Origin of the sequence: Streptococcus sp. cx1, assembly GCF_052384325.1 — a bacterium.
GTDB classification, from domain to species: Bacteria; Bacillota; Bacilli; order Lactobacillales; family Streptococcaceae; genus Streptococcus; species Streptococcus salivarius_G.
The window spans coordinates 448,691-473,793 of record NZ_JBQSUN010000001.1 but is presented as its reverse complement, the minus strand read 5'-3'; the positions used below and the strand labels follow the sequence as shown (position 1 = coordinate 473,793).

Below are 25,103 nucleotides of genomic sequence, written 5' to 3'. Positions count from 1 at the left end.
ATTTTCTAACTATTTCTCGAATTAATTATTTTTTTATAAAATATATGTTACATAACATTAATATTAGAAAAACTTTGTAACACACCTATTTCATAGGTTTTCAATTCTCATTTTTATATCATTTGATAACTGAAACTATTTTTTAGAAAATGTCTAGAACACTTGATTTAATAACATTTGTAGCCTTTCTTACTCAAAATTGATATTTGTCAGATTTTTTTCTTTAAGGAGCAAAAAAAGGTGAAATTTCTTTAAACGATTCTCGTTTTCAAGAAATTTCACCTATAAATTCATGTCAAATCATATCGTTTTTCCCTTAATCTCTCAGATTAAGATTAGATTGATTGATTATTTATCGAAATCAGCATAACCATTTTCATCGAAGAAGACAGTCTTACCGTCTTGGAAAGTGATCCATGTGTTTGTCACACGTTCGCCAAGAACTGATTCGTAGTATTCTACTCCTTTTGGTGTGCTGATTGGGCTACCTTTAACTTGGCGTCCCAATTTATCAAAGTAATATTCTTTACCATCGATATTTTGGCGTCCTGTTACAGCCTTACCGTCTTTGAAGTAGTACCAAACATTGTTACCAGTTGTCAAGAAACGGTTATTGAGACGCTCACCTGAATCTTTATCATAGTAAGAGAGTGATCCGTCAGCATTCTTAACGAAGTCACCTTTGACTTGACTACCATCTTCCTTGAAGTAATAGTTTTTACCACCAACACTATAGGCACCTGTCACGATTTCACCATTATCTTTGGCATAGTACCATGTCTTACCACCATCAAGAGTGAAGAAATCAGATTTAACTTGGCTACCATCAGCATTGAAGTAATAGTTAAGGTGGTCAATCGTTTGACGACCTGTGGCGAGGTTACCATCCTTATCAGCATGGTACCATTTACCGTTCACTTCGAAGAACTTGTCTTTTACTTTATAACCGTTATCTACAGTGTAGTAGCTGATCTTACCGTTTTCAGTAACAAAATCACCTTTAACTTGGGCACCATTTGCACGGAAGTAGTATTCGTGACCGTCCAAAGTAAGGGCACCTGTCACATTCTTACCAGCTGCATCACGGTAGAACCATGTTGAGCCATCCGTTGTGTAGAATTCACCCTTCTTAGCTTGTGCATAGCCTTGATCGTTGAATTCATACCAGATACCATCGATTTCTGCCCAACGATTTGTATAGGCATTACCTGAATTTTTATCGAAGAAGTAGAGTTTCCCATCTGGAGTCACATACTTAGTGCCTTTAGCTTGGAAGCCATTTTCATCAAAGTATTGTAATCCTCCACCAGCATAAGTCAAGCCAACTGCCATTTCTCCAGTTGATGAGAAATAACGGAATTTAGCTTCTGTTTCTGAAGTACCTTCTTTCGGTACATCGAATACAAAGTAACCATCTTTGTACTGCTCACCAAAGCTACCAAAGTAATAATATTTACCATCTTGCTGATAAATAGAATCGCGAAGCTGGATACCATTTGGTAAGAAGAAATAAGTCTTACCATCGATGTCTTGACGACCAGTTAACATATAACCTTCTTTATCGAAGTAATAGTAATTTCCAGCATATTTAATGAAGGCATTCTTAGCTTGGAAACCACTATTATCAAAGTAGGCCATACCCTTACCATCATAGTAGAAACCTGTCTTACCACCTTGGTCTGTCAAAGGTTTTGGCAAGAAGATGCCATTATCAGTAACTTGATAATAGCGACCAGTAGCATCGTTGCTGAGAACATAACGATTACCACGACCAAGGATATTAGTACCATTCATGTACTTAGCAGACCATTGCTTGATTTTAACAGATGGATCAATCTTCTTACCAGTTGATATCATCACATCTTCAAACAACTGTGGATATTTCTTTTGGAGCTCATCAAGGAACTCACCACCATATTGAGCTTGGAAGTCCTTACCTGATGATTTAGAATTTGCAACATATAAAGTGTTATTGATATAAGCATTGGCCTTTGGAGTACCATAACTATTAGCACGTGTTGCTGTTACAACTTCTTGTCCTGGCAATTGGTAAAGTTGATCTGGAACCCAGTCAGCAATTGCTTGAATACCTTGCTTGTGAAGCGCCTTAAGGGCATCACGAAGATCTTCTTTAGAACCGTATTTGTTATTCTTACTCATGGCAAGGTCATAACGGTCAGTAAAGGCATAGCCATTTTGGATAACAGAATCAAGGAAGGTACGGTCATCAGCCGATACAAATTGAGGAGCCATCTCGAATGATGTGATTCCCCATGACTTGAAGAGTTCTGCATTTTCTGCAATCAATTTATTAGTATATTGGCTATCTTTTTCAACAAAATCTTGGAAGTTTGAGAAACCTTCATAGATAACTTGTGAGTCCAGTGCTTCAGTAGCAGAAAATGTCTTGTCAAGTTTCTTATCTGAACCTTTAACACGGATATCTTGGTTATCAGGCGCACCTACTGGTACCCAAACACCAAGATAACCTCTCATATCAACAGTTCGATACCCCTTGATTTCATCTCCACTGAAAGACAAGTTTCCTTCAGCATCGGTGTATTTAATTTTTCCAGCTGCTGCTGCATCATTTTCGTAAGTGACAATTCCCTTATCAGTACCAAGAAGTAATGGACGGTAGGCTTGGTTAGCATGAAGTTTACCCATGTTAACTTTCAAAGTACCATCACCCAATGAGAAATCCTGGTTATTGGCAATAAGGGTCAACATCCCAGAATGTTTACTTGTTTCTGCTACACCCGTAGTTTGGTCAGCAGTCATAATATCTTTACCGTAACGAACAGATGACAAGATTTCTTTTCCATTGAACGTGTCGACTTTCATCGATTGTCCACCTGAAACATATTTCATACGGTTCTTCAAGAGCGTTGTGATAGCATCGTAGTAAGGAGACTTGTTAGCCATATATTGGCCGTTATCCGTATAAAGATCTCCATAATAAACACGAGTTACCTGCTCCATATTTTGAAGAATCAAAGCATAGGCAGCTGGAATATTGTTAATAGTATAACGTTTTTCTGCCTTCTTAATATCTTCATTATAGATTTCAAAGGCACGTTTCAATTCAGCATCAGTCATGGTATAACCATCTGATTTTGGATTGATTTCTTTTTGAACAATATCACGAATGATATCTTGAACAAGGTTATCATGAGCACGCGCAAAGATATAGTTAGCTTGTGTATCTCCGTACTTACTATTATTTGTACGGTCTGTCAAACTGCTAGTAATCAAATCTTTCAAAGAAGATCCAGACCCATAAAGTGCACCCATAATTGCATAACGAAGGTTATTATCCATGGCAAGGGCTGCACCATCATGTTTTTGATTATAAGCATTATCATTTAAATCCCAAGCTTCAAGGATAGAAATGTGAGCGAGTGCATTGGCTTCAGATTTATCCACACCAAAGGCTGCTCGGAAGTAGTTTGTATAAACTTGGAGAAGGTCTGCATCAACATTATCAACTGCATCAACACGGATACCATCAAAGTTAGCATCCTTATCACCCATAACAATTGATCCCCAGTTCACAAGATAGTGAATTTGGTTCAACTGCTCAGCTTGCACAACTGGATTTGAGTTATCAACGTCATTGGCAAGTAGGAATTCATAACCACCCAAATATCTTCCTGTACCATTTAGAGAACCATCTTGGTTACTTGGTGTACGGTTAAGCAAACGGTAATCAGAATTTGCCCAAGGTGTCTTGTCATTATTGACATAAAGAAGAGCTCCCCCTTGAAGGTGGTCAGCAAGGGTATAGTTTTCAGTTGTAGTATTCCACTGGTCTTGTTCTTTTACAAAAGACTCAATTGCTTGACGAAGCCATTCAGTTGATTTTTTAGCTGAAATTTCTTGTTCAATCTTAATTTGAATTGTCTTAGCAGCTGCATTCAATTCAGATTGACTTTGGCTGGTTGAATAAGTTGCGTTAAGGTTAAAGTGTTTAGAGAAAGTATTGAGGTAGGCAACTTGTGTATCTACATCAGGCCACCATGCCATCAAAAGTGGACGAAAGTCTTTCTCAGTTGATACACGCCATTTTTCACCATTTTCCAAAATGGTGACTGGACGGTACCAGCTGTTTGGTGTCAAGTATCCATCTACCAACTCGAAGCTTTCTTTCTTAGAATCGTAAGCACGATTATGTGAAGAGAAAGCATCAACTAGATTAGTTGTACCTGGTGTGAACGAGTGTGTTGATGTGCTTGTCAAAGCACCATCTTTACCAAAGTAAAGCAACTGGCCATTAACTGAAACAGCAAAGTTTGTTTTGTATGAACCATCTTCTTTGACATAATAGTATTTACCATCAACTTGTTTGATGTTGTCCAAAGAGAGTGCTGCTGTTTCTTCTTTTTCAGTAACGCCAGATTTTGGTTTTTCAGCTACTGTAAGCGTTGTATCTGTCGCAGTCGCAGTTGTAGCTGGTGCTTCTGTTGTTGCATCATTTACTACTGCTGCACGATCAGTTGCTGCTGGTGCTGCCGTATTAGTAGTGGTGTCTGCTGCAGTGGTTACTGCCGCAGGAGTTTCGACTGTTGTAGTATCAGCAGCCTTGTCAGTTGTTACTGCTGTCGCATCTGTCGTAGCAGTTGCTGCAGGAGCGGCTACTTCATGCGTTTCTACCACAACATCGCTTTCAGCTGTCGTAGAGGCAACTGGTTTCGTTGTTTCATCGGCTGAAACCTTTTGATTAGCTACTGTAGCACCACCTACGATAGAGGCAAGTGCTGCCGAAGTGACGGCAATCGTCACCCACTGCTTCTTAACTTTGTGAAGCTTATAATGTACCTTTTTTCCCATTTTCGGTCCTCATTTCATTTTCCTCGTTTGAATAAAAATCTACATAATTCAAACAATTTCATTATAGCATATTTTTTTTAAGCATTTGGAAACTTTATCAGCCCTTTTAACTTTTTAATCATAATGTAAATTGAACAACATTTCGATAAATATTAAAAACTACCGAATGTCGAAAACGGTAGTTTTTTCTATTTTTTAGGAAAATTTTTAGAAGTAATCGAGAGGTGAATAAGCTATCTCTATTCAATCACTTAGCGATTTTCAAGTCAGCTATTAAGCAAAAACGACGTTATGTTGGACCCTATAGCTGACTAAAAAGAGCAAGGTTTCTGTGACCAATTTTGCCACAACTAGTCCTAAACCAATAGCAACTAGACTACTAAGTAAGAAATAGTTACAAGCCAAGAGGACCAGGACTAACATAAAGTAGCGAACACTTGACCTAAAGAGGGAGCTTGTCGGATTAAAGACCACATTAGCGTTCAGAAAACACTGGCTGGAAGCCGAAATCACACGAGCTAGCACGACCGAAAGGAGGAGATTTTTCGTTAAGGCAAAGAGCACAAATAAGGCGGTTGCATCAATGACTGAGGCCAAGACAGCCGTGCCAGAGAACTTTAAAAAAGGGCTGTAAATACGGATGGAATCACGAATGGGCCGAAAGTGCGAGCTTTTATTCTCCTCCAGATAAACGGTCTCGATTGGGACTTCAGAGATTTGGTGACCTGACTTTTTGGCTTCAAGCAACATGTTAAACTCGTACTCAAAACGATTGCCATCTAGATTAAGCAACCATGGAATCAGGTCCGTTGACATGCCTCTAAGCCCCGTCTGGGTATCCGTTACCTTCTGACCTGTTACTAGACGGAAAAGCCCCGCAGTCACTTTATTTCCAAAGCGACTTCGTGCTGGCACTTTACCAACAAAGGCACGCGCACCCAAGATAAGATGACTTGGATTTTCCTCGGTCGCCTTGGCTACACGGACAATATCCTTAATCAGATGCTGACCATCGCTGTCAACTGTTACTATAGGTTGAGCAGACAGATGTTGGCTGACCACTTCTTCTTGGATATAAGCGAAAGCAGTCTTTAGAGCGGCTCCTTTTCCTTTATTAATCGGGTGTTTAAGGACCGTAGCTCCAAAAAGGGCTGTTTCGTCGTAATAGTCGTTATAGCGTGGTCCACTCCCATCATTGACAACAATAATGCGTGATTTAGGGAGTTTTAAAGTAATATCTTGAACCACCTGAATCAGGCGAGTGTCTGGTTCATAAGCTGGAATAATAATATACATAGGCACTTCCTTTCTGTTTCATCCTATGATTCTTTAGTGACCTCCGCTAAAGCCACCTGGTTGCCCACCACCTTGGGGACCACCACCTTGAGGGCCACCCCCACCAGGCATTGAGTTTTCAATCTTAGTTTGTTTTTCACCATTGATAGTAATGTCACCACCGGTATAGGTCGCTGAACCGTCAAAGTCAAAGCCAGATTGACCGGTTAAGTTAATCGTTCCACCCGTAACGGTAATATCACCATTTGAATCAATTGGGTCTGTGTCACCTTGACCAACCTCGACATTAAGAGTTCCACCTGTCATCTTGAAGAAAATCTCACTTTGACTGGCATTACTATTAGCAGCATTGATACCGTCATCTGTCGCATAGACATCGATATTTCCGCCATTAATAGTCACAGATTTACCTTCAATACCTTCGGTTGATTTTTCGACTTTGTAAGTACCGCTATCAATAATCAGGTCACCAGAGGCATGAATACCATCGTCACCAGCCTTGATAGTCATGGTATTGTCAGAAAGATACATGGTACCTACTGAGGTGTCTTCATCGTTGTCGACCTTAACGGCATCTTCTTCGGCCTCAATGGTCATGGTTGTTCCTGTGATATTAAGTTCATCATTGACATTGAAGGCATCACCGACTGAAGTAATCTTGTAGGTACCGCTTGTTATATGAAGACTGTCGTTTGCTTTAATACCATTGTTTTTCTTGGCATCAATGTTTAAAGTACCTGACCCATTAATGGTCAAATCTCCCTTAGAGAAAATCACGGCATCCGCATCTTCATCACTATTAGAACTTGAATCAGAGAGGGTGCTAGTGGTTCCATCTTTAAGCGTTAAGTAGACATGCCCGGCTTTTGTAGCGTTGATTGGTGCCTTTGTATTTGTCATGGTAGCACCATCTAGAACAATATGGACATCATCTGAATCCCCAGCATCCACCTTGATTTGCACACCATCAGATTTTCCAGAAATGACGTAAGTCCCAGCTTTGGAGATGGTTACGGTTGAATCTGATACCGTTACGCCATCACCTGAAACATCCACAGATGAACCTGATAACTTAATCTTAGAGGCAGAACTTTCATCATAAGTTGTGTCTGAATCTTTTGAAGTAAAATAGTTGCTGTTGTTATTAGTCGTTTTCTTACTAGTTGTTGCGGTTACAGCACTTGTTTTTGATGTCGTGCTTGACGTCGTCCCCGTTGCTTGACTGTTTGATTGGCTACAAGCTGTCATGACTGTTAGGGCTGTCGCACAGGTTACTAAAGTCGTCCATTTTTTTAGTTTTTTTGATTTCATTTATTTTTCCTCTCGGATTCGTTTTGATGATTACAGTTTACGGAACTTCCCTAAAACATTTCTGAAGGTTAACTAAAACTTTTCTTAAGTTAAGTTTGGTGAAAGTTTGGCTTAGGCCTTCTTTCAGAAAAGTCCCATAGACTAATAGGCGAGCAAGTAAGTGCTATATAAAATAGTATATTTGCCCTCAACTTAATTTTCTACTACAAAAATAAAAGCCAAATCTTAAAGTGAAGGCTTTGTACCTTATCTAATTGAACTCGCCTACAACCCGGGGGAAAAGATAAGCCCTGCTTGGAGATAAACTCCTGCGACTGGTCCCCCCTATTTTCCTGAGAGTTGTTTTACGGCTTTGTATCTTATCTATAAAAGGAGTTTTTTCATGGTTAAACAATTGGAAACACGTTTTAAACGGATTGAAACAAAATATGTGGTCTCAAAGGAAAATCTTGAAGACCTGCTCACTGATCTTAAGGAGTATTTGGTAGAGGATGATTATCCGACATCTACCATTTCAAATATTTACTTTGATACGGATAATTTTGACGTCATCCAAGATGCCTTAGATGGTAATCACCGTCAAGAGAAAATCCGCATGCGTACCTACCTAGCCAATCCCAAAATTGATAGTAAGGTCTTTTTAGAGGTCAAAGCTAAAGATGAGGAGGGAATCGGTCATAAGTTTCGTCTCGTTTCAACACCCCTTGCCATCACTAACTTGATGACAGACGGTAAGAATCATAGCCAAATCACCGATCGTCAGCTGTTACAGGATATTCACCACTTACGTCAGCGTTATGATGAAGGTCTCAAACCTCGTATGTATATCTACTACGACCGTTTTTCAATGAAAGAAAAAGAGACTATCCAAGGCTATGCCTACAATAAAGTTCGTGTTACCCTTGACCAAAATCTAACTTACCGTGATGAAGACGTCAGTCTCTTCAAGGGAAATCATGGGTTTCCCCTTCTTGATGAAGATACGATTATCATGGAAATCAAGGCACCTGGCAAAAAGCCAGAATGGCTTCAAGCTATCTTAGACAAACATGGTTTGGAAGAGCAGAAATTCTCAAAATATAGCTGTGCCTATCATAAGTCTCAAGGTCTAGACTACGGGCCACATCCTGTTCAAGAAAAAGGAGGTGCTGCCTATGTCTAATCTCTTCAATTCTATCTTTAATGATGCAACCGCAACTGCAAGTCCCCTTCAACTCATGCTGGCCTTACTGGTCAGCCTTGTTTTAGGCTTAGCCTTGACCTGGACTTATAAATACCGGACCCTCTACACCAGAGAATTTGTCATTAGTTTGACCCTACTGCCATGCTTGATGACCCTAGTTATCTTCCTTGTCAATGGTAGTTTGGGGACCTCTATCGCCGTGGCGGGGACCTTTAGTCTCATTCGTTTTCGTTCTGCTACCAGCGGTTCCAGAGAGCTAATCGCCGTCTTTATGGCCATGATTATCGGTCTGGCATCTGGCACAGGCTATTTGCTACTGGCCGTCCTCTTCACCACCTTTCTATTAGCTGTTTGGCTCCTTTTGGAAAATCGTCAAAGTCGTACCGACAACCAACGTCGTAGACTCCTGACCATTAACGTCTCCTACCAAGGCTCGATTGATCAAAAAATCACTAAAACCTTGCTCAATTTCACCAGCGAATGTGACTTGATTTCCCTTAACACCACGGGTGGGGGCGAGACCATGCAGCTGGTCTACGAAGTGGACTTGAATCCCCAAGTAGATGACTTCCAATTGACTAACCACCTTATCTCAAGTATTGAAAATTGTGACCTTGCCCTAACCAAAAAAGCTAAAAAGAAAAAGAATTTGTAAGACAAAATCTCCTAGAAACAAGCTCTGATATGAGCTTGTTTTCTTTTTTATCAAAATCAAGCAAACAAAAAAAGCCATCCACTCTCTTGGACGACTCTAATATTACTCAGTAGGTTGTGATTCTTTCCATGCCTCTAATTCAGAGTAACTTTTAATGGGATAATCTGTCTTTTTCCCATCTTTAACCGCATAAACCGTCAAATCTTCACCACCTGCTGGAGCTAACCAATGAAGTGTTGCATTAAGCCACTCCTTCGCACTGACAGACTCCGGACGAGGATAGATACTGTAAGGCACATCTCCATATATTTTATTCCAAAAATCAGGATAATCCGTAAAAAGATTTAATGCTTTTGCATTATCATCATTTCCTTTTTCCCCATCAGACTCAAGATGAGTTATACTATCTGAAACAAACAAATTATAAGATTCTGCGATATTGTTTAAAGAAGCAGATCTAATAACATTAGAATAATACCCATCATTATATGCACTAAGCTTGCTATCAGATTGATTATAGAAAGTTTTCAATTCTTCTGGTAAAGCTTCAACTTTCCCATTTGATAAATCAACTCCAACATACTCATCAATTGTGTAATGAACATCATCCTTAACCAAGGCAATAATGGCTAGGTCCTTCCCTTCATAGGTTAAATAATCAAAGACTTTCCAGATTTTAGCATCTTTTTTATAAGCCTCTGTTGCCTTATAAAGGTCATATTCCTTACGCTTAAAGTTATCATTGAGGTCAAGGGTGACTAAGATATATTCAGAGCCATCAGTCTTTTGAACCGTAACATCTTTTCCCTTATAGGATACAAATCTGAGATCAACGATATAATTTTGAGTAACATGTGCCTTTGAAGGGGCCAGGACAAATTGATTTTTATCTCCAAAAACTACAGGTTTACTATCTTTTAACGAATCTTCAGTTATATCATACGCAACCTTTGAAGAATGCTCCTTTGAGTGATTAGCTTTTGATTGATGAGAGCTAATATAATAAGTCAGGAAGCAAGCCACAGTTAATAAAATCGTACTAATCGCTATCAACTTTCCCTTACCTTTTCGCCTAAGAATAAACTTCCCCATAACTACCTTTACCTCTTTTTTCCTACATACAGATATAATACCCATTATAACACGACTGTGACTCCTTCTTTTGAATATGAGAGGGACAAAATCATTAAATTTCCTCTAGCAAAAAAGCCTAAATCACTTCAGGCTTTTCGTTTTAGTCTCAATCGGTTGAGATAATCCTCAATAATCTGTTACTTCCTTTCGGTCATGGACATTGCTTTGTTTTCCTTGACGGGCTTTAAGTACGGCTTCAACGTCCTCGGGGCTAACCCCTGTTTCAACGAGCATGACTGCTAGGTGATAGAGGACGTCTGCTGTCTCGTTGGCAATTTCTTCTTTATCAGCATTTTTGGCCCCAATCACAACTTCTGTCGCTTCTTCGCCAACCTTTTTAAGAATCTTGTCTAGTCCCTTGTCAAACAGGTAATTGGTATAAGACCCTTCTTTGGGATTCTTTTTACGATCTAAGGCTTCCTTATAAAGTGTTTCTAACATAGCTACTCCTATCTGTCTTGTCTGTCATCATATATATCCGTAAAGAAACAGCTGTAGGCTCCCGTATGACAGGCTGCTCCTTCTTGTTCCACGGCGATAAGCAGGGTGTCCTGATCGCAATCTGTTTTGATGCTCTTGACATGTTGGAAATGACCAGATGTGGCTCCCTTATGCCAAAGCTCATTTCTAGAACGGCTCCAGTAATGCATTTGTTTGGTCTCTAGGGTCAACTGATAGGACTCCTCATTCATATAGGCCAACATGAGCACCTGCCCCGTCTTGTAGTCTGTCACAATGACTGGTATCAGTCCTCCTTGTTTGTCAAAATCAAGTTTAACCTCTGTCATCGTCTCACCTCAATTCCTGCATTTGCCAAGACTTGTTTGGTTTCGCCTATATTCACCTCACCAAAGTGGAAAATAGAGGCTGCCAGAGCACCAGTCGCAGTTGTCTTTTCAAAGACTTCTACAATATCCTCGATATTTCCCGCGCCACCAGAGGCGATGATTGGAACATCAACGACTTCTGCCACACGATTGAGCATCTCCAAATCAAAACCAGATTTAGTGCCATCCTTGTCCATGCTGGTTAAGAGAATTTCTCCAGCCCCCAAGGTGACGACTTCTCGAGCCCATTGGATGAGGTCCCTACCTGTATCCTTACGGCCTCCCGCCACAAAAACATGCCAGCTCCCATCAGCCATCTTTTTGGCATCAATCGCAGCGACTACACACTGGTTGCCAAATTTTTGAGCACATTCAGCGATTAGTTGAGGGTTGGCAAGGGCTGAGGAATTAACAGCAACCTTGTCAGCACCAGCTTTGAGCATCTTGTTCATGTCTTCGACTGAACGAATACCACCACCAACCGTGAAAGGGATAAAAACTTGGTCTGCGACACGACGTACCATGTCAACCGTTGTTTCACGATTGTCTGAAGTCGCTGTGATATCCAAGAAAACAAGTTCGTCACAACCAGCTTCATAATAGGCACGCGCAGAATCAACAGGGTCTCCAACGTCTGTCAAATTCACAAAATTAACTCCCTTGACAACACGACCATCCTTGACATCCAAACAAGGAATAATACGTTTTTTAAGCATCTTAACCTCCGAAAGACTTGAGTTGGTCTAATGTGATATTGCCGTTATAGTAGGCTTTACCGACAATGGTTCCTGACACACCAATCTCTTCTAGGTGATCTAAGTCGGCTACTTCTGCAAACCCACCGGAAGCGATGACTTTGGCGGTTGTGAGTTCAGATACCAAACGTTTGTAGTGATCAAGATTGGGTCCTGTCAGTGTGCCATCTCGATCAACATCAGTATAGACAAAGAGGGTTACGCCCATCTTTTCCATTTCCTTGGCCAAGGTAATATAGTCCACATTGCTGGTTTCCAACCAGCCTTCAGTAGCGACAAACCCTGCCTTGGCATCAATACCTACGACAATTTTATCAGCACCAAATTCCTCTAAAGCTGCTCTAACGAAGTCAGGATTTTTAACGGCCATTGAACCGATAATGATACGGTCGATGCCAACTGCCAAATAATCACGAATCTGCTCCAAGGTACGGATACCACCACCAACTTCGATGCCAAGTCCAGAAACCTTCTTGACCTCTGCAATCAAGTCACGGTTAGTGGCACGACCATCAAGGGCACCATCCAAGTCGACAACGTGAATAAATTGAATGCCCGCATTCTTAAAGGTCTTTGCCTGCTCAATAACATCTGGATTAACAACGGTTTGTTGGTTGAAGTCTCCTTTAAAGAGGCGAACAGCCTGTCCATCCTTAATATCAATTGCTGGTAGAATTTGCATCTCCCCTACCATCCTTTCTAAGTGAAAAACTTTGCTCTCAAGAGCTTTTAGGCTTTGCATAAACCTACAAATTGTTCAATAATACCTAAACCAATATCACCTGATTTTTCGGGATGAAATTGAGCTCCATAAACATTGTCTTTATGAATCATGGCTGGCACCTCGATACTATAATCTGCGGTAACATCAATATATTGGCTAGGAACATCCGTGAAATAACTGTGAACGAAGTAGACAGCTTGGCCGTCTAAACCATCTGTCAAAGGGCTGGCTTGCTTAACAGCCAAATCATTCCACCCCATATGTGGGACAGGTTGCTCCTTGCTGGCTGGAATAGCACGGCAAACACCTGGAATAAAGCCGAGACCATTTGTTTCCTCATGTTCCAGTCCTTTTTCCGTTAAAATTTGCATGCCTAAGCAGATTCCTAAAAGTGGAACTCCCTTTGCTACGGCCTCTTTGATAACAGCTACCAAGCCTCTTCGCTCAAGCTCTGCCATGGCTGTTGGATAAGCACCCACACCAGGTAAAATCAAACCATCTGCAGCTAGGATTTTTTCTTTATCAGCAGACAATTCTGCAGTCACACCAATCTTTTCAAGGGCACGCAAAACATTGGCGGTATTCCCCGCATCGTAATCAATGACGATAATCATAGCATCCCCTTTGTTGAGTTTACACCATGAATATCAGGATTAACTGTGATAGCCTCACGCAAGGCACGTCCTGTTGCCTTGAAGAGACTTTCTGACTTGTGGTGATTGTTTTTTCCGTGGAGAATCTTGAGGTGGAGATTCATCTGAACATTGAAAGCCAAGGCTTGAAAAAATTCTTCTACCAATTCTGTGTCAAAATTACCCAATTTTGGATTATCAAAACTAGCATCAAAGACCAAGTAGCTACGTCCAGACAAGTCTAAACTTGCCATTCCAAGGGTTTCATCCATAGGTACAAAAGCCGTTCCATAACGGTTGATACCTGCTTTATCGCCCAAGGCCTCTTTAAGAGCTTGACCAAGGACAATACCGACATCTTCAACAGTGTGGTGACTATCAACCCAAAGATCGCCATCAGCCTTCACCACCAAAGACATACGACCGTGGCGGGCAAACAAGGTCAACATGTGGTCAAAAAATCCGACACCTGTTTGAATATCTACTGGTTCTTGAGCATCCAAATTGAGGCTTAACTTAATTTTGGTTTCAAAGGTATTACGTTCAATTTCTGCTTGTCTCATAACTTCTTCCTCTACTCTCTCAATTATTGTCGTTTCTGACTTCAATTGCCTTGGCGTGGGCCTGCAAACCTTCCGCATAAGCCAAGGTTGTGATATCGTGCTGAGCTTTATTGACTGCTGCCTTATCGTATTGCGTATATTGGATACGTTTGACAAAATCGTGCACGCCTAAAGCTGATGAAAAGCGACTGGTTGCTGTCGTTGGAAGAACGTGGTTGGCACCTGCATAGTAGTCACCAATTGGTTCGCTAGTAAAGTGACCAAGAAAGACGGAACCAGCATTGTCCACTTTTTCCAAGTAATCATAAGCATTGTCCATAGCAATTTCCAAATGTTCTGGCGCAACCAAGTTCATGAGTTCGAACATGGCATCTGTATCATTAGCAATAATAATACGGCCGTTATTTTCGACAGATGGACGAGCAATCGCCTCACGTGGCAAAAGCTTGAGTTGACGTTCAATCTCACTTTCAACCGCATCAGCCAAGGCTTCAGAATCTGTGACCAAAATGGCGCGTGCACGTGTGTCGTGCTCTGCTTGAGACAAGAGGTCAGCTGCCACATATGTTGGATTGGCACTACTATCAGCAATGACACCAATTTCTGATGGTCCTGCAATCATATCAATACCGACAATACCGTAAACTTGTTTCTTGGCAGTCGCCACGAAAATATTACCAGGACCTGTAATCTTGTCCACCTTTGGAATCGTTTCTGTACCAAAGGCTAAGGCCGCAACCCCTTGAGCCCCGCCAACTTGGTAAATGCTATCCACACCAGCCAATTTTGCAGCTACCAGAATCGCAGGAACAAAGTGTTCTTGAGGCGGCGTAATCATAATAATCTCTTTAACCCCAGCAATTTTAGCAGGAATAACATTCATAAGAACTGATGACGGATAAGCCGCAGTTCCTCCAGGCACATAAACACCCACACGATTGATAGGACGAATCAATTGACCACGAATAACACCCTCACTTGGTTGGTCCTCAAAACCAGTCTCCAACTGATGTTTGTGATAAGATTCAATGTTTTCTTTAGCATTAACTAGGGCTTGGTAAACCTCTGGATCAATCTCTTTAAAGGCTTGATCAATCAGGTCCTGTCCAACTTCAAAATCAGTCAAGTCAACCTTATCAAATTTAGCTGAATAGTCACGAAGGGCCTCGTCTCCACGTTTTTTGACGTCCTCAATGATAGCCTGAACAGTGCTTTCAACGTCTCTATTTTCTTTTGACAGTTCCAATTGCTCCTGATAAAGAAGCTCCGCAATTTCTTTATTTGTTCCAGTTAATCGTTTCATTCGAACGGTACCTCCTCGTTCCCTACAAGTGATTCAATCTTACAAATGAATGGTAGAACTTCCTTGTTATTTTTCAAAGAAGCCTTATTAACAATCATTCGTGCTGAAATCCTGCAAATATCTTCATAAACTTTTAAGCCATTAGCAACAAGGGTATTCCCTGTTTCCACAATATCGACAATGGCATCTGCTAGACCAATGACAGGGGCAATCTCAACGCTCCCTTGAATCGAAATAATCTCGACATCCTCACCTTTTTGATTAAAATAGTCCGTCGCAATAGTTGGATACTTGGTAGCAATACGTTTACGCTTATGGTCATCAGGGTTATAGTCTTCTGTTGATGCTACGGAGAATTTACAAAGGCCAAAATTAAGGTCTAACATTTCCAAATAGCCTGTCGGATGTTCAACCAAAACATCCTTCCCGACAATCCCAATATCTGCGACACCATGTCGGACATAGGTGGTCACATCTGGAGCCTTGACCAATAGAAAACGGAAACGTTTGTCAGGACTTTCGAAAATCAAATTACGGCCCTTATCAGCCATGAAAGACATGTCAAAGCCAGCTTTCTCTAGTAATTTAACCGTATCTTTCTCAATACGTCCCTTGGTCAAGGCAATTGTGATTTGATTGCTAGTCATCCAAGTCACCTCCAAATTCCACATCATCATGCACTGCTTGATAGACCGAATCGACATCAATCGCCCAACCAACAGCTGTTAACTCGGTAGCACCAAAGCGTTCAAATAGTTTATCGTAGCGGCCACCTGATACAAAGGCATCTGGCACCTTATCACCAAAGACCTTAAACATCATGCCTGTGTAGTAAGGCACTGCTGGCAATTGAGCCAAATCAAGCGTCGTCTCTGGGAGACTATCTGCTAGGCGATTGGTTAAGACTTCCAAACTATCCAAGGCCGTCAAAAAGGCTTCACTGTCTGTCAACTGTCTAGCCTTGGTCAAAACAGCCTTTGTCTCACCAAAGAGGAAAGGCAACTGCTCCAAGACCTTGTCATATTGACTTGGATTTTCTTTGGTGAATTCCTTGAGCCCTGTGATTGACTTATCACGGATATAGGCCGCTAACTCTGCTTCTTTTACAGCTGGAAGGTCTAATTCTTCAAAAATGAGTTGCAAGAGGCGAGCATGTGAAAACTCAAACTTGTAATTTTTGACACCGGCAGCATCCAGAGCCTCTTTAGCAGAGATCACAGCTTCTTCCATGGCCTGGTGAACGGGAAATCCTATAATTTCAATACCAGCCTGCGTATGCTCATTTGAGAGGCCACGCATCTCCTCATTGTAGTTAAAGACTTTTCCAGAATAAGAAAATTTAATCGGTGTATGAACTTGTGTCGAAGCAATCACGCGTCCAATTTGGCTGGTAATATCAGGACGTAAACTAACAAGATCTCCATTTTTATCAAAGAAATTGTAGTTACCATTGTCCACAAGATCGCTAAAGACTTCGAAATGCTCCAAGGTTGGTGTCTCAATTCGAAGGAAACCCTTTGTCATCAACAAGTCACAGATACGATGCTCAATCTGATACATGGTACGGGCACGTTTGAAAAGTTTATCGTGCATTCCTAAGGCTAATGTCGTTTTTTTCATGCTTGTAACTCCTGTATTGTCATTAGTACGCGCTCCATCTCATCCTGAGTTCCAATCGAGATGCGTAGTCTGTCTGAAATACGCTCCACTTTTGGAAAATAACGGACATAAATTTTCTTACTTTGGAGGTAGTCAAACAATTGGCCTGCAGTCACTCCGTATGGTTTCACCAAAATAAAATTAGTTTTTGAAGGAAGGACATCAAAACCAATCGCCTGTAATTCTTGGCTAAACCAGTCACGTGTTGCTATAATCTTTGCGCAAGTGTCCACATAGTAGTTCCAAGACTTAACCGCTGCAGTCCCCAAGGCTTCAGAAATGCTATCCACATTATAGGGATTAACAGAATTCTTAACAGCATTAATCACAGCCATTAGTTTTGGACTTCCTATGCCGTATCCGACACGCAAACCAGCAAGAGAGGCATCCTTAGAAAAAGTCCTAGTGATAAACACATTATCATACTTTTCTAGGAGTGGTAAGGCTGTCTCCCCACCAAAGTTAATATAGGCTTCGTCAATAATCACGACGACAGACTGGTTGGCCTTTACAATCTCCTCAATTTGATCTAAAGGTTTATAAATTCCTGTTGGAGCGTTCGGATTAGTAAGGACAATCCCACCATTTTCGACCAGATAATCTTGAGTATCAATCTCAAATGAAGAACTCAAAGGCACTTCTCGAAAAGGGATTCGGTACAAATCTGCCCATACCTTGTAAAAGCCATAAGTCAAATCAGGAAATATGATTTCTTCCTCACTGTTAAAGAAAGCTAGAAAAGCCATTGACAGGATATCGTCTGAGCCATTTCCGATAATTAATTGATTGGCAGGCACACCCAACTGATCAGACAAAGCCTGACGCAAAGCCGCTTGATCCAAAGTCGAGTACTTACGTAACTGATGGGCATCAAAGGATGCTAAAGCTTGATGGACTGCTGGACTTGGTCCATAGGCATTTTCATTAGTATTCAACTTAATGATATTTTTCTCAGTGGGCTGACTGCCCGCTACATAGGGTTCAATCTTTCGTAATCCTTTGATTTCCATAGTTTATCCTTTCTCTTTAACTCTGACCATGCGCACTTCAAGCTACAACTTCAAAAAGCAATGTATCAAAAAACGCCCTCGCAAAAATAACTTTTGCAAGGACGTTGGCACGTGGTTCCACCTTAATTCGAACAGGAGTCGCCCCCTCTTCCTCATGAAGTCACAAGGTATCTCTTGTAACTCCTGGTCTCTAACGGAACCACCCGTCGTACACTACTGTCATTCAGAGTTCGCATACGCTCTCAAGAATGTGTCGTCTTTGATCTCATGCGTTCTCAGCTTCCCGCACTCTCTGTGAAACGATCTAACTTTTTCTATCAACGATTTAGATTTGAAATTATTCTACATGAAAATTCAAAACAATGCAAGCCTTTTTTGCATATTTTTATAAAAAATAAAATATAATTGTATATTTAATAGCTGAAAACGACTGTTTTTAAAACTTTCCTAATTGGTTACAAATTTGAGGTGATATTATTCCGTGGATGATTTCAGTAATCCATGCAGTTTCAGACGCTTCCATCACTACGAAAGGTCTCCTTTTATCTATATTCCTATCACAGAAATCAAACTCCCTTATTTTTTATGAAAATCTCTTCAGCCCATTTCGTGAGTCAAAATAATAACTTCATTTATAAGTTGTATATTTATCCTAAATAAATTTTCAAGGCAAGACAAAAAGCCTGGAGCAGTACTCCAAGCTCTTATTTTTAAGCTAGTTTTCTAGGCCTGATAAAACCAATTATCAAGCTCAAGCAAAGTAGTCCTGCAGCGACATACCAATAGGGCATATCCACGCTAGTCGTGCGGCCTGACACTTCAACAATTCCCTTAACCAGACAGGCACTTGCTACAACTGCGATTGCTGAATTTAATAAGAGTTTCGAAGCACGATTTCTCACCCAAGACATTCCCAGTCCCGTAAGTAGATAGATAATTGCTCCAACCAATGGTGCAAAGAACATCATGCGCATAAACATGGATGATTCACCATAAGAAAAGCGTTCATAGACAAAGGTAAAGACCAAGCTAAAAATAGTTAAACCAATGTAGGTGAAAAAGTGCTTGCTGGCTGATTTTTTAGTAACCGATGTAAACAATATCGCTCACCGCCCTTTCTGAGATTTTGTTTCCGTTTGTGGTTGGCTTATTAATGACTTGACCATTGAAATACATGGTTGATGAGCCACCACCGTCAAGGTTATAGGCTGTCGTCACGCCATAAGATTTCATCAATTCTGCCATTTCATACAGAGTCAACCCTGACGACTCACTGGTACGACCATCCGAGACAATGACAATATAGTGCACACTACCATCACTTTCTTCGATAACTCCGATGGCTGTACGTGGATTGTCAGCCATGGCTTGACCGACCTCCTCATTTTCTGAGACAGCTACCTTACCATTTTCAACCAAGGTTGGACCAAAGGCAAAGGTATTAACCACACCTGAATCGACCAGTTTTTGAGCCGTTGTATCGCTCTCCTTAAAGGTCTTGAAGCTACCGTCTGAGTAAACCGCTAGATCCTCATAGTCACTGTTTCGATCCGTATCACGATAGACTTGGCCATTTTTAATCACATAGCCTGACTGGTTAGCCCCATAATAGTCACCATTGATGGCAAAAATAGCATTATTTTGTTGGGCAATACTTGAAGTGGTGTCAGTAATATTGGTACCATAGGTGTTTTGTGCCAATGCCGTTTTAAGGTAGTCCGCACTTGAAAGTTTGATATCAGCAACATAGTAAGTGGTATCACTGGTTTTACCCGTCGTGATTTCAATTTCCATATTGTCATCTTTATAAGTCGTATCCGTCTTAGTGACCTTACCAGTGCTGGTAGATGCTGTCGACGAAGCTGTGCTTGGGCTAGTCGTATTAGCTGAAACCGTTGAGACTGCCGAGGGAATGACAAAGACCTTTAAAAGGGAATAGACATTTGCCCCCATCAGAAAAAGGGTGAAGAGTAAGGCATAAGCATGCCTTTTTAAGAATTTCATAGAAGACCTCCAATTTTAAAAGATAAGATCGAAACCGTAAGTTCCTTTTACTTGAAATTAGCATAACAAGGAAAGCTTAAAGTCTTCTATAAATCCCATAACCACGCCTTTTCTTTAAGTTTTCCTTAAGAAAAGACAGCCTCAACTGAAGCTGTCTGCTCTATATAATCATATCCTCTGTAATGTCAAATTCTCTCAAGAGATCCTGAATCTTATCAAAGTTCAGACGGAAATGCTCTAACTTATGCCCATCAGAACCAATAGAATACTTGCAACATCCCATATCCTTGACCAGACCTAAGGCATAACGATAGAGGTCTTCATGGTGATAAAGGTACATGCTCTTTGAATTCAGCTCAAAAGCCAAATCATTAGCAATCATTTTCTTAAAAATACGTTTAAGCTGATTCTCATAGGCTTTTAGCTCATCAACAGTCACCTCAAACAGGCGAAAACCATAGTCAAAGTGAGCCAGGACATCTGCGTCCACACGACCAATAGCATACTCCAACTTGTCCAGATATTCTTGAATGATACTGGCCTTATCCATATCAGCTACCTCATCATCAAGATAATCATTGACCCCATTATGGTGAACAGAGAGCAGTTTGAGATCATAGTCCTTCCCATCCAAAAAGTCTAAAATATCACTTTCTCTAGGCTGGTAATAACCAATCTCGATGCCTCGTTTAATACGATTGCCATACTTGAGGTTGAGATTTTCGATCTCATGACTATAGGCCTCGTACTCTGGCACATCGTCCTGTTTCGTGTAAGGATTAGAGAGATCATAATGCTCCGTCGTTACAATCTCGCCATCAAAATGTGTCAAATAATCAGTAAAATCCGCATCCGAATCATAGGAATGATGGGTATGCAAATGGTTATCACGAATCGTCATCATTACTCCTTATTCTTTAAATAGCTTCTCACCTGTTTATGGGCTAGCCAGGTCAACCCCACCATGATGCCCTCATAAATAATAAAGAAAATCACAAAACATTGAAGGAAATACTCTTCTGGCAAAACATTAATAATCGGGTCCAACATTGGATTAAAGAGCCAACTGCTATCCCCAGGAAAAAGCGCCTCATGAAAGAGCGTGAAAAACTCATCAAAACCAAGAAATAGTCCTATAGTCCCTATAAGAATTGGCAAAACAGCTAGACTCATATAAAGTCTACGATAAAGACCAAAGGTCCCCTTCTTCACATTTCGCCAAAGAAAGGTCACAGCTGGATAAGCCAGTAGGATAAGAAGCCCCTGTACCAAGTGAAAGAGCCATTTGACATCATGAAAATGCTTAAGACCACTCTCTGACGACGGAAAATCAGCCATGGCCAGACGACCCACCCAAGGAAAGGTCAGATACTGCATAAGAACATTGAAATTGTGCCAAAGCTCTATCTTGCCGATAATGACATAGTTCAACAGATGCATCCAGTCAATATCAAAATAATAGAAGCCCCATGCTAGGTAAATCGTTACCAAAACAGCCAAGGCCAGGAGCCAAATGGGAGTCAACACTGCTTCAATCTTAGTTCGCATCAAAATCCCACTCCGCTAGACTAGCAAGTACATGGTCTGGTTTGACAGGTAGACCTGCAACCTCTTCCGCCTGGGTAAATCCAGTTGTCACTAGAAGTGTTGGAAAGTCATTTTTAATGCCAGCTGTAATATCAGTCAAGTAATTATCGCCAACCACGATAGTCTGGTTACGTTCTGTCCCAAGGAGTTCAAGAGCCTTGTTCATGATGACTGCTTCAGGCTTACCAATAACGATTGGTTTCACACGTGTAGCCGCCTCAATAAGGGCCAAGAGAGAACCAGCACCTGGAAGCAGACCTCGTTCTGTTGGGATATTCAAATCTGGATTTGTCCCAATAAACATAGCCCCTTTATGGATAGCAAGGGTTGCTTTAACCAGCATTTCATAAGTGACTTCACGGTCCAATCCCACTACCACATAAGCAGGATTTTCTTCATCTACCGTATAACCCGCATCCGCAATAGCAGATTTAAGCCCAGTCTCACCAATAACATAAACAGTCTTACCACGCTTCATATCATTCATGTAGTCAACTGTCGCCAAGGTTGCTGTATAAATCGTTTCAAGAGGCGTTTCCAACTCGCACTGATTACGCAAAAGCTCTTGCACCATCTCTGGTGTACGCATACTATTATTAGTCACAAAAAGATAGGGAATCCGACGCTTCTGTAACTCCTTAACGAAGACTTCTCCCTCAGGAATACGATCCTTCCCCTTGTAAATAGTCCCATCTAAATCAATCAAATAACCTCTATATGTCATCCTACTCTTCTCCTATTTCTTTCCATTGGATAATGGCCTGAGCATGAATATTGCCATCAACACAAATCTGATGTTGACTGCTCAAACTTTCTTGGTCAAACTCATAGCCTGAATAAATCCCTGACCCATGATGAATTTCCTTAACATACTTGAGGTCAATATGGGCTGGTGTGTACTTAGTCAAAAAATCCAAATCGAAAACATCCAACATCCACTCCAAGTACTTGCTATTATTAACGTGGCCATTCATATCTAGGTCAAAATAACGCACACGATAAAGCGTCTCAATTGGATTTTCCAAAGCCTTATAACGAGGCCCTCTAAGCAACTTTTTAGTCTTATCTGCTTCGTAAGGTGCTACCACCTCATCTGGCACTTCTGCTACCTTACGCGTTTCATAATCCATGAGAGCAAAAGTAGTCTTAAAGAGCATAATTTGCTGACCAGTTTCATCTGTGATGTAAAAATTACGGTAACAGAAAATCTTATTATAGGAAATAGCTTCCGTTGTAATCGTCACTTTTTCATTGTAGCGAGGCAGACGGTCAATCTCAATCGCATAGTCTGTCACAATCCAAACCAGACCGTACTTATCAAAAACGTCCTTATCCGTATTTCCCAGAGATTCTGACTGCATACCAGATACTTGCAATGAAAACGCCAATAAGTGCGGTAATTTTACCTGATGCGTGATGTCCGTCTCATAAAACGGAATCTGATAAGGAATACTAAATTTTAATCCCATCTAATCCTCCAAGATAAATTGCTCAGCGACACTATCTCCCAAAAAGAGTCCACGTTTGGTCATACGAACGACCTCTGGATCCTTGACCAAGAGACCATCTGCCTGTAGTTTTGCCACAATGTCTCCATAAGTATCCGCAAATGACAATCCAAACTTCTCTTCAAACCGTTTGATAGATACACCCGACTTTTTACGTAAACCAAGGAAGAACTCCTCCTCCATCATCTCCGCCTTAGTCAGATGTTCTTCATTGAGTCTAGCATGGCCATCCTCAGCTATAGCCTTTAGGTAGTGTTGGATAGGCCCTCGATTACGGTAACGAACACCATTGACATAACCAGAGGCTCCAGCACCCACACCATAATACTCATCATTATTCCAATACATGAGATTGTGACGACTCTCCATCCCAGGTTTGGTAAAGTTTGAAATCTCGTAGTGCTCAAAACCATTGTTTTCCAACTCTTGGATAATATAGTCAAACATCTCTGCTTCCAAGTCCTCAGTTGGCAGATTGAGCTTACCCCGACGCATCTTATTCATAAAAACCGTGTGATGTTCCAATATCAAACTGTAGAGACTTAGATGTGGAATATCCAGTTCCAGTGCCTTTCTCACATTTTCCTTGACCTGATCCATGGTTTGTCCAGGTAGTGCATAAATGAGGTCAATAGAAATATTATGAAAACCAGCAGCCTTTAAGCTATCAATACTTTCATAAATCTGTGCCTGATTGTGACTGCGACCAATTTGACGCAAGTGCTTGTCATCAAAGGTCTGAACCCCTAAAGATACGCGATTAACAGCTGATTTTTTGAGCACCTCAATCTTATCAACCGTCAAATCCCCAGGATTGGCCTCAATGGTAAACTCCTCCAACTTAGACAAATCCAAGTTTTTCTGAAGATTGCTTAAAAGGTAGTCCAATTGCTCCGCAGAAATAGCTGTCGGTGTCCCACCACCAATATAAAGGGTGCGAAGCTCCTTGATATCTAAAAGCTCCCACTCACGAATCAAAGCCCGTAGGTAGTCATCAACGGGCTGATTTTTAATAAAGACCTTGGAAAAGTCGCAATAATAACAAATTTGTGTGCAAAATGGAATGTGCACATAGGCTGACGTTGGTTTTGTTTGCATGTAACTATTCTACCATTTTTTAAGCAGAAATGAGACTTCGAATGATAAGAGTTTGAGCCAAAAAAGAAGCCATCTCTCCAGATAGCTTCTATACTTTATTTTGTTAATGAGAATGGGAAAGCATTATAGTTGCTATAATCAAAGGTTGGTCCCAAGTCAGAGATGAATTGAACTGGCGTGTAAGTTCCATTTTCAAGAATAAAGCCAGGCTTAGCTTGGAAACCAGCTCCTCCTAGTCCTGTAATACCAGGAAGCAAGGTAGAAAAATCGCCACCTTCCCAAACATAGAGATTTCCAGAAATTTGAACGGCTTTTGCAGTTGTAGAACTTTGACGATAGGGTTCGTAATCAACATTGAAATTTGCCTTTGAAGTGATGTTCCCTTCGGCATCAACTGTAAAACTAATGTCTGTTGCTTGAGGACTTGTACCAGTCCAAGTTCCAACCAAAGCTGCTGGGACAGGAGCGTCACTTTGGGTATCAGCTGTTGCTTGACTAGACTTGTTTGACTCAGAAGCAGCACTACCATTTGTCCCTGCTTGAGCATCATTTCCAGCTGAGGCTTGATTTTTTGAAGAGCTAGCTTCAGGAGCACTCGCTTTTTCTTGACCTTGAGAATCCTTTGAAGCTGAAGCTTCTGTCTTAGCCTTTTTAGCAGACTTCTTCTCAGATGTTTTAGTTTTAGCAGATGACTTCACTACTTTAGAAGTTGACGTTGTAGATGATGCTGCAGTGTCTTTTTCTGACTTAGAGCCACATCCGACAAGAGCTGTAGAAACAGCTACAGACAACAAAACAAGGGAACAAACACTAATAACTTTTCTTTTCATTTTCATAAACCTCTTTTCTATATGTCTATTATATCTATTTTGTTACAAAAATCAAGCATTTTATGTAATTTTTGTAACATTTATGTAATTTATTGTATCGCTGTCATAAGTTAATGTCGTATTTACAAGTAAAAAAAGTCCATCACTCCTAGAGGAATGATAGACTTTGGGATATGATCTAAGCACTTCTTATC

At 40.9% G+C, this 25,103-nt stretch carries 24 protein-coding genes; 2 read left to right on the top strand and 22 right to left on the bottom strand.

The window, feature by feature from the left end; genetic code table 11:
* Positions 1–348: 348 nt before the first annotated feature.
* From ACT170_RS02290 to ACT170_RS02280, 3 genes are all read right to left on the bottom strand, one after another.
* Positions 349–4,830, bottom strand: a complete 4,482-nt coding sequence (locus ACT170_RS02290) for a glycoside hydrolase family 70 protein (RefSeq protein ID WP_444817985.1) — start codon at positions 4,828–4,830, stop codon at positions 349–351.
* Between the two features lie 273 nt (positions 4,831–5,103).
* The gene (locus ACT170_RS02285) at positions 5,104–6,126 is read right to left on the bottom strand and encodes a glycosyltransferase (protein WP_444817984.1); all 1,023 of its coding nucleotides are present in this window, start codon (positions 6,124–6,126) and stop codon (positions 5,104–5,106) included.
* A gap of 33 nt (positions 6,127–6,159) precedes the next feature.
* Entirely contained in the window at positions 6,160–7,437 is a 1,278-nt protein-coding gene (locus ACT170_RS02280; protein WP_444817983.1) for a carbohydrate-binding domain-containing protein, read from the bottom strand.
* A 382-nt stretch (positions 7,438–7,819) separates the two neighbouring features.
* Here ACT170_RS02280 and ACT170_RS02275 point away from each other — a divergent pair, with 382 nt between their 5' ends.
* Positions 7,820–8,599 carry a polyphosphate polymerase domain-containing protein gene (locus ACT170_RS02275; protein WP_201041563.1) on the top strand — a complete coding sequence of 260 codons (780 nt, stop codon included), beginning with the start codon at positions 7,820–7,822 and terminating at the stop codon, positions 8,597–8,599.
* The gene (locus tag ACT170_RS02270; RefSeq protein ID WP_201041564.1) at positions 8,592–9,275 is read left to right on the top strand and encodes a DUF4956 domain-containing protein; all 684 of its coding nucleotides are present in this window, start codon (positions 8,592–8,594) and stop codon (positions 9,273–9,275) included. The genes ACT170_RS02275 and ACT170_RS02270 overlap by 8 nt, the downstream gene beginning before the upstream one ends.
* 102 nt (positions 9,276–9,377) lie before the next feature.
* Here ACT170_RS02270 and ACT170_RS02265 read toward each other — a convergent pair whose 3' ends face one another.
* The 19 genes from ACT170_RS02265 to ACT170_RS02175 form a co-directional block, all read right to left on the bottom strand.
* A complete protein-coding gene (locus ACT170_RS02265) occupies positions 9,378–10,367 on the bottom strand; it encodes a hypothetical protein (protein ID WP_201041565.1) in 990 nt (329 codons plus the stop codon).
* A gap of 168 nt (positions 10,368–10,535) precedes the next feature.
* A complete protein-coding gene (gene hisE, locus ACT170_RS02260; protein WP_002884043.1) occupies positions 10,536–10,850 on the bottom strand; it encodes a phosphoribosyl-ATP diphosphatase in 315 nt (104 codons plus the stop codon).
* 8 nt (positions 10,851–10,858) lie between these two features.
* Complete coding sequence (hisI, locus tag ACT170_RS02255) at positions 10,859–11,197, bottom strand: phosphoribosyl-AMP cyclohydrolase (protein WP_444817982.1); 339 nt, start codon at positions 11,195–11,197, stop codon at positions 10,859–10,861.
* Entirely contained in the window at positions 11,194–11,952 is a 759-nt protein-coding gene (gene hisF, locus ACT170_RS02250) for an imidazole glycerol phosphate synthase subunit HisF (RefSeq protein WP_444817981.1), read from the bottom strand. The genes hisI and hisF overlap by 4 nt, the downstream gene beginning before the upstream one ends.
* A 1-nt stretch (position 11,953) precedes the next feature.
* Positions 11,954–12,673, bottom strand: a complete 720-nt coding sequence (gene hisA, locus ACT170_RS02245) for a 1-(5-phosphoribosyl)-5-[(5-phosphoribosylamino)methylideneamino]imidazole-4-carboxamide isomerase (protein WP_444817980.1) — start codon at positions 12,671–12,673, stop codon at positions 11,954–11,956.
* A 47-nt stretch (positions 12,674–12,720) separates the two neighbouring features.
* Positions 12,721–13,329: an imidazole glycerol phosphate synthase subunit HisH gene (gene hisH, locus ACT170_RS02240; protein WP_021144331.1), complete on the bottom strand. Its 609-nt coding sequence runs from the start codon at positions 13,327–13,329 to the stop codon at positions 12,721–12,723.
* On the bottom strand, positions 13,326–13,910 hold the full coding sequence (gene hisB, locus ACT170_RS02235; protein WP_008534357.1) for an imidazoleglycerol-phosphate dehydratase HisB: 585 nt from the start codon (positions 13,908–13,910) through the stop codon (positions 13,326–13,328). Before hisB ends, hisH begins: the two co-directional genes overlap by 4 nt.
* Before the next feature lie 19 nt (positions 13,911–13,929).
* Positions 13,930–15,213: a histidinol dehydrogenase gene (hisD, locus tag ACT170_RS02230; protein WP_225998814.1), complete on the bottom strand. Its 1,284-nt coding sequence runs from the start codon at positions 15,211–15,213 to the stop codon at positions 13,930–13,932.
* Positions 15,210–15,860 (bottom strand): ATP phosphoribosyltransferase, encoded by a 651-nt coding sequence (gene hisG, locus ACT170_RS02225; protein WP_002883998.1) that lies wholly within the window; start codon positions 15,858–15,860, stop codon positions 15,210–15,212. Before hisG ends, hisD begins: the two co-directional genes overlap by 4 nt.
* On the bottom strand, positions 15,853–16,833 hold the full coding sequence (locus ACT170_RS02220; RefSeq protein WP_060971466.1) for an ATP phosphoribosyltransferase regulatory subunit: 981 nt from the start codon (positions 16,831–16,833) through the stop codon (positions 15,853–15,855). Before ACT170_RS02220 ends, hisG begins: the two co-directional genes overlap by 8 nt.
* Complete coding sequence (hisC, locus tag ACT170_RS02215) at positions 16,830–17,882, bottom strand: histidinol-phosphate transaminase (protein WP_048790761.1); 1,053 nt, start codon at positions 17,880–17,882, stop codon at positions 16,830–16,832. Before hisC ends, ACT170_RS02220 begins: the two co-directional genes overlap by 4 nt.
* Before the next feature lie 710 nt (positions 17,883–18,592).
* Positions 18,593–18,982: a hypothetical protein gene (locus tag ACT170_RS02210; RefSeq protein WP_195413679.1), complete on the bottom strand. Its 390-nt coding sequence runs from the start codon at positions 18,980–18,982 to the stop codon at positions 18,593–18,595.
* Positions 18,963–19,886, bottom strand: coding sequence for a phosphodiester glycosidase family protein (locus ACT170_RS02205; protein ID WP_195413678.1), 924 nt, complete (start codon positions 19,884–19,886; stop codon positions 18,963–18,965). The genes ACT170_RS02210 and ACT170_RS02205 overlap by 20 nt, the downstream gene beginning before the upstream one ends.
* Before the next feature lie 160 nt (positions 19,887–20,046).
* Complete coding sequence (locus ACT170_RS02200) at positions 20,047–20,781, bottom strand: PHP domain-containing protein (protein ID WP_195413691.1); 735 nt, start codon at positions 20,779–20,781, stop codon at positions 20,047–20,049.
* Positions 20,782–20,789: 8 nt separating this feature from the next.
* Positions 20,790–21,434 carry a TIGR01906 family membrane protein gene (locus tag ACT170_RS02195; protein ID WP_410532887.1) on the bottom strand — a complete coding sequence of 215 codons (645 nt, stop codon included), beginning with the start codon at positions 21,432–21,434 and terminating at the stop codon, positions 20,790–20,792.
* Positions 21,424–22,197 carry a TIGR01457 family HAD-type hydrolase gene (locus tag ACT170_RS02190; protein ID WP_410532885.1) on the bottom strand — a complete coding sequence of 258 codons (774 nt, stop codon included), beginning with the start codon at positions 22,195–22,197 and terminating at the stop codon, positions 21,424–21,426. Before ACT170_RS02190 ends, ACT170_RS02195 begins: the two co-directional genes overlap by 11 nt.
* Before the next feature lies 1 nt (position 22,198).
* Positions 22,199–22,942 carry an acyl-ACP thioesterase domain-containing protein gene (locus ACT170_RS02185; RefSeq protein WP_410532883.1) on the bottom strand — a complete coding sequence of 248 codons (744 nt, stop codon included), beginning with the start codon at positions 22,940–22,942 and terminating at the stop codon, positions 22,199–22,201.
* A complete protein-coding gene (gene hemW / locus ACT170_RS02180; protein ID WP_410532881.1) occupies positions 22,943–24,079 on the bottom strand; it encodes a radical SAM family heme chaperone HemW in 1,137 nt (378 codons plus the stop codon).
* A 95-nt stretch (positions 24,080–24,174) separates the two neighbouring features.
* On the bottom strand, positions 24,175–24,915 hold the full coding sequence (locus ACT170_RS02175) for a hypothetical protein (protein ID WP_410532879.1): 741 nt from the start codon (positions 24,913–24,915) through the stop codon (positions 24,175–24,177).
* Between the last annotated feature and the right edge of the window lie 188 nt (positions 24,916–25,103).

What these genes read in the sequence shown, in the direction of transcription:
- ACT170_RS02290 (WP_444817985.1), bottom strand. Translation starts at nt 4,830, where the DNA reads ATGGGAAAAAAGGTACATTATAAGCTTCACAAAGTTAAGAAGCAGTGG.
- ACT170_RS02285 (WP_444817984.1), bottom strand. Translation starts at nt 6,126, where the DNA reads ATGTATATTATTATTCCAGCTTATGAACCAGACACTCGCCTGATTCAG.
- ACT170_RS02280 (WP_444817983.1), bottom strand. Translation starts at nt 7,437, where the DNA reads ATGAAATCAAAAAAACTAAAAAAATGGACGACTTTAGTAACCTGTGCG.
- ACT170_RS02275 (WP_201041563.1), top strand. Translation starts at nt 7,820, where the DNA reads ATGGTTAAACAATTGGAAACACGTTTTAAACGGATTGAAACAAAATAT.
- ACT170_RS02270 (WP_201041564.1), top strand. Translation starts at nt 8,592, where the DNA reads ATGTCTAATCTCTTCAATTCTATCTTTAATGATGCAACCGCAACTGCA.
- ACT170_RS02265 (WP_201041565.1), bottom strand. Translation starts at nt 10,367, where the DNA reads ATGGGGAAGTTTATTCTTAGGCGAAAAGGTAAGGGAAAGTTGATAGCG.
- hisE (WP_002884043.1), bottom strand. Translation starts at nt 10,850, where the DNA reads ATGTTAGAAACACTTTATAAGGAAGCCTTAGATCGTAAAAAGAATCCC.
- hisI (WP_444817982.1), bottom strand. Translation starts at nt 11,197, where the DNA reads ATGACAGAGGTTAAACTTGATTTTGACAAACAAGGAGGACTGATACCA.
- hisF (WP_444817981.1), bottom strand. Translation starts at nt 11,952, where the DNA reads ATGCTTAAAAAACGTATTATTCCTTGTTTGGATGTCAAGGATGGTCGT.
- hisA (WP_444817980.1), bottom strand. Translation starts at nt 12,673, where the DNA reads ATGCAAATTCTACCAGCAATTGATATTAAGGATGGACAGGCTGTTCGC.
- hisH (WP_021144331.1), bottom strand. Translation starts at nt 13,329, where the DNA reads ATGATTATCGTCATTGATTACGATGCGGGGAATACCGCCAATGTTTTG.
- hisB (WP_008534357.1), bottom strand. Translation starts at nt 13,910, where the DNA reads ATGAGACAAGCAGAAATTGAACGTAATACCTTTGAAACCAAAATTAAG.
- hisD (WP_225998814.1), bottom strand. Translation starts at nt 15,213, where the DNA reads ATGAAACGATTAACTGGAACAAATAAAGAAATTGCGGAGCTTCTTTAT.
- hisG (WP_002883998.1), bottom strand. Translation starts at nt 15,860, where the DNA reads ATGACTAGCAATCAAATCACAATTGCCTTGACCAAGGGACGTATTGAG.
- ACT170_RS02220 (WP_060971466.1), bottom strand. Translation starts at nt 16,833, where the DNA reads ATGAAAAAAACGACATTAGCCTTAGGAATGCACGATAAACTTTTCAAA.
- hisC (WP_048790761.1), bottom strand. Translation starts at nt 17,882, where the DNA reads ATGGAAATCAAAGGATTACGAAAGATTGAACCCTATGTAGCGGGCAGT.
- ACT170_RS02205 (WP_195413678.1), bottom strand. Translation starts at nt 19,886, where the DNA reads ATGAAATTCTTAAAAAGGCATGCTTATGCCTTACTCTTCACCCTTTTT.
- ACT170_RS02195 (WP_410532887.1), bottom strand. Translation starts at nt 21,434, where the DNA reads ATGCGAACTAAGATTGAAGCAGTGTTGACTCCCATTTGGCTCCTGGCC.
- ACT170_RS02190 (WP_410532885.1), bottom strand. Translation starts at nt 22,197, where the DNA reads ATGACATATAGAGGTTATTTGATTGATTTAGATGGGACTATTTACAAG.
- ACT170_RS02185 (WP_410532883.1), bottom strand. Translation starts at nt 22,942, where the DNA reads ATGGGATTAAAATTTAGTATTCCTTATCAGATTCCGTTTTATGAGACG.
- hemW (WP_410532881.1), bottom strand. Translation starts at nt 24,079, where the DNA reads ATGCAAACAAAACCAACGTCAGCCTATGTGCACATTCCATTTTGCACA.
- ACT170_RS02175 (WP_410532879.1), bottom strand. Translation starts at nt 24,915, where the DNA reads ATGAAAATGAAAAGAAAAGTTATTAGTGTTTGTTCCCTTGTTTTGTTG.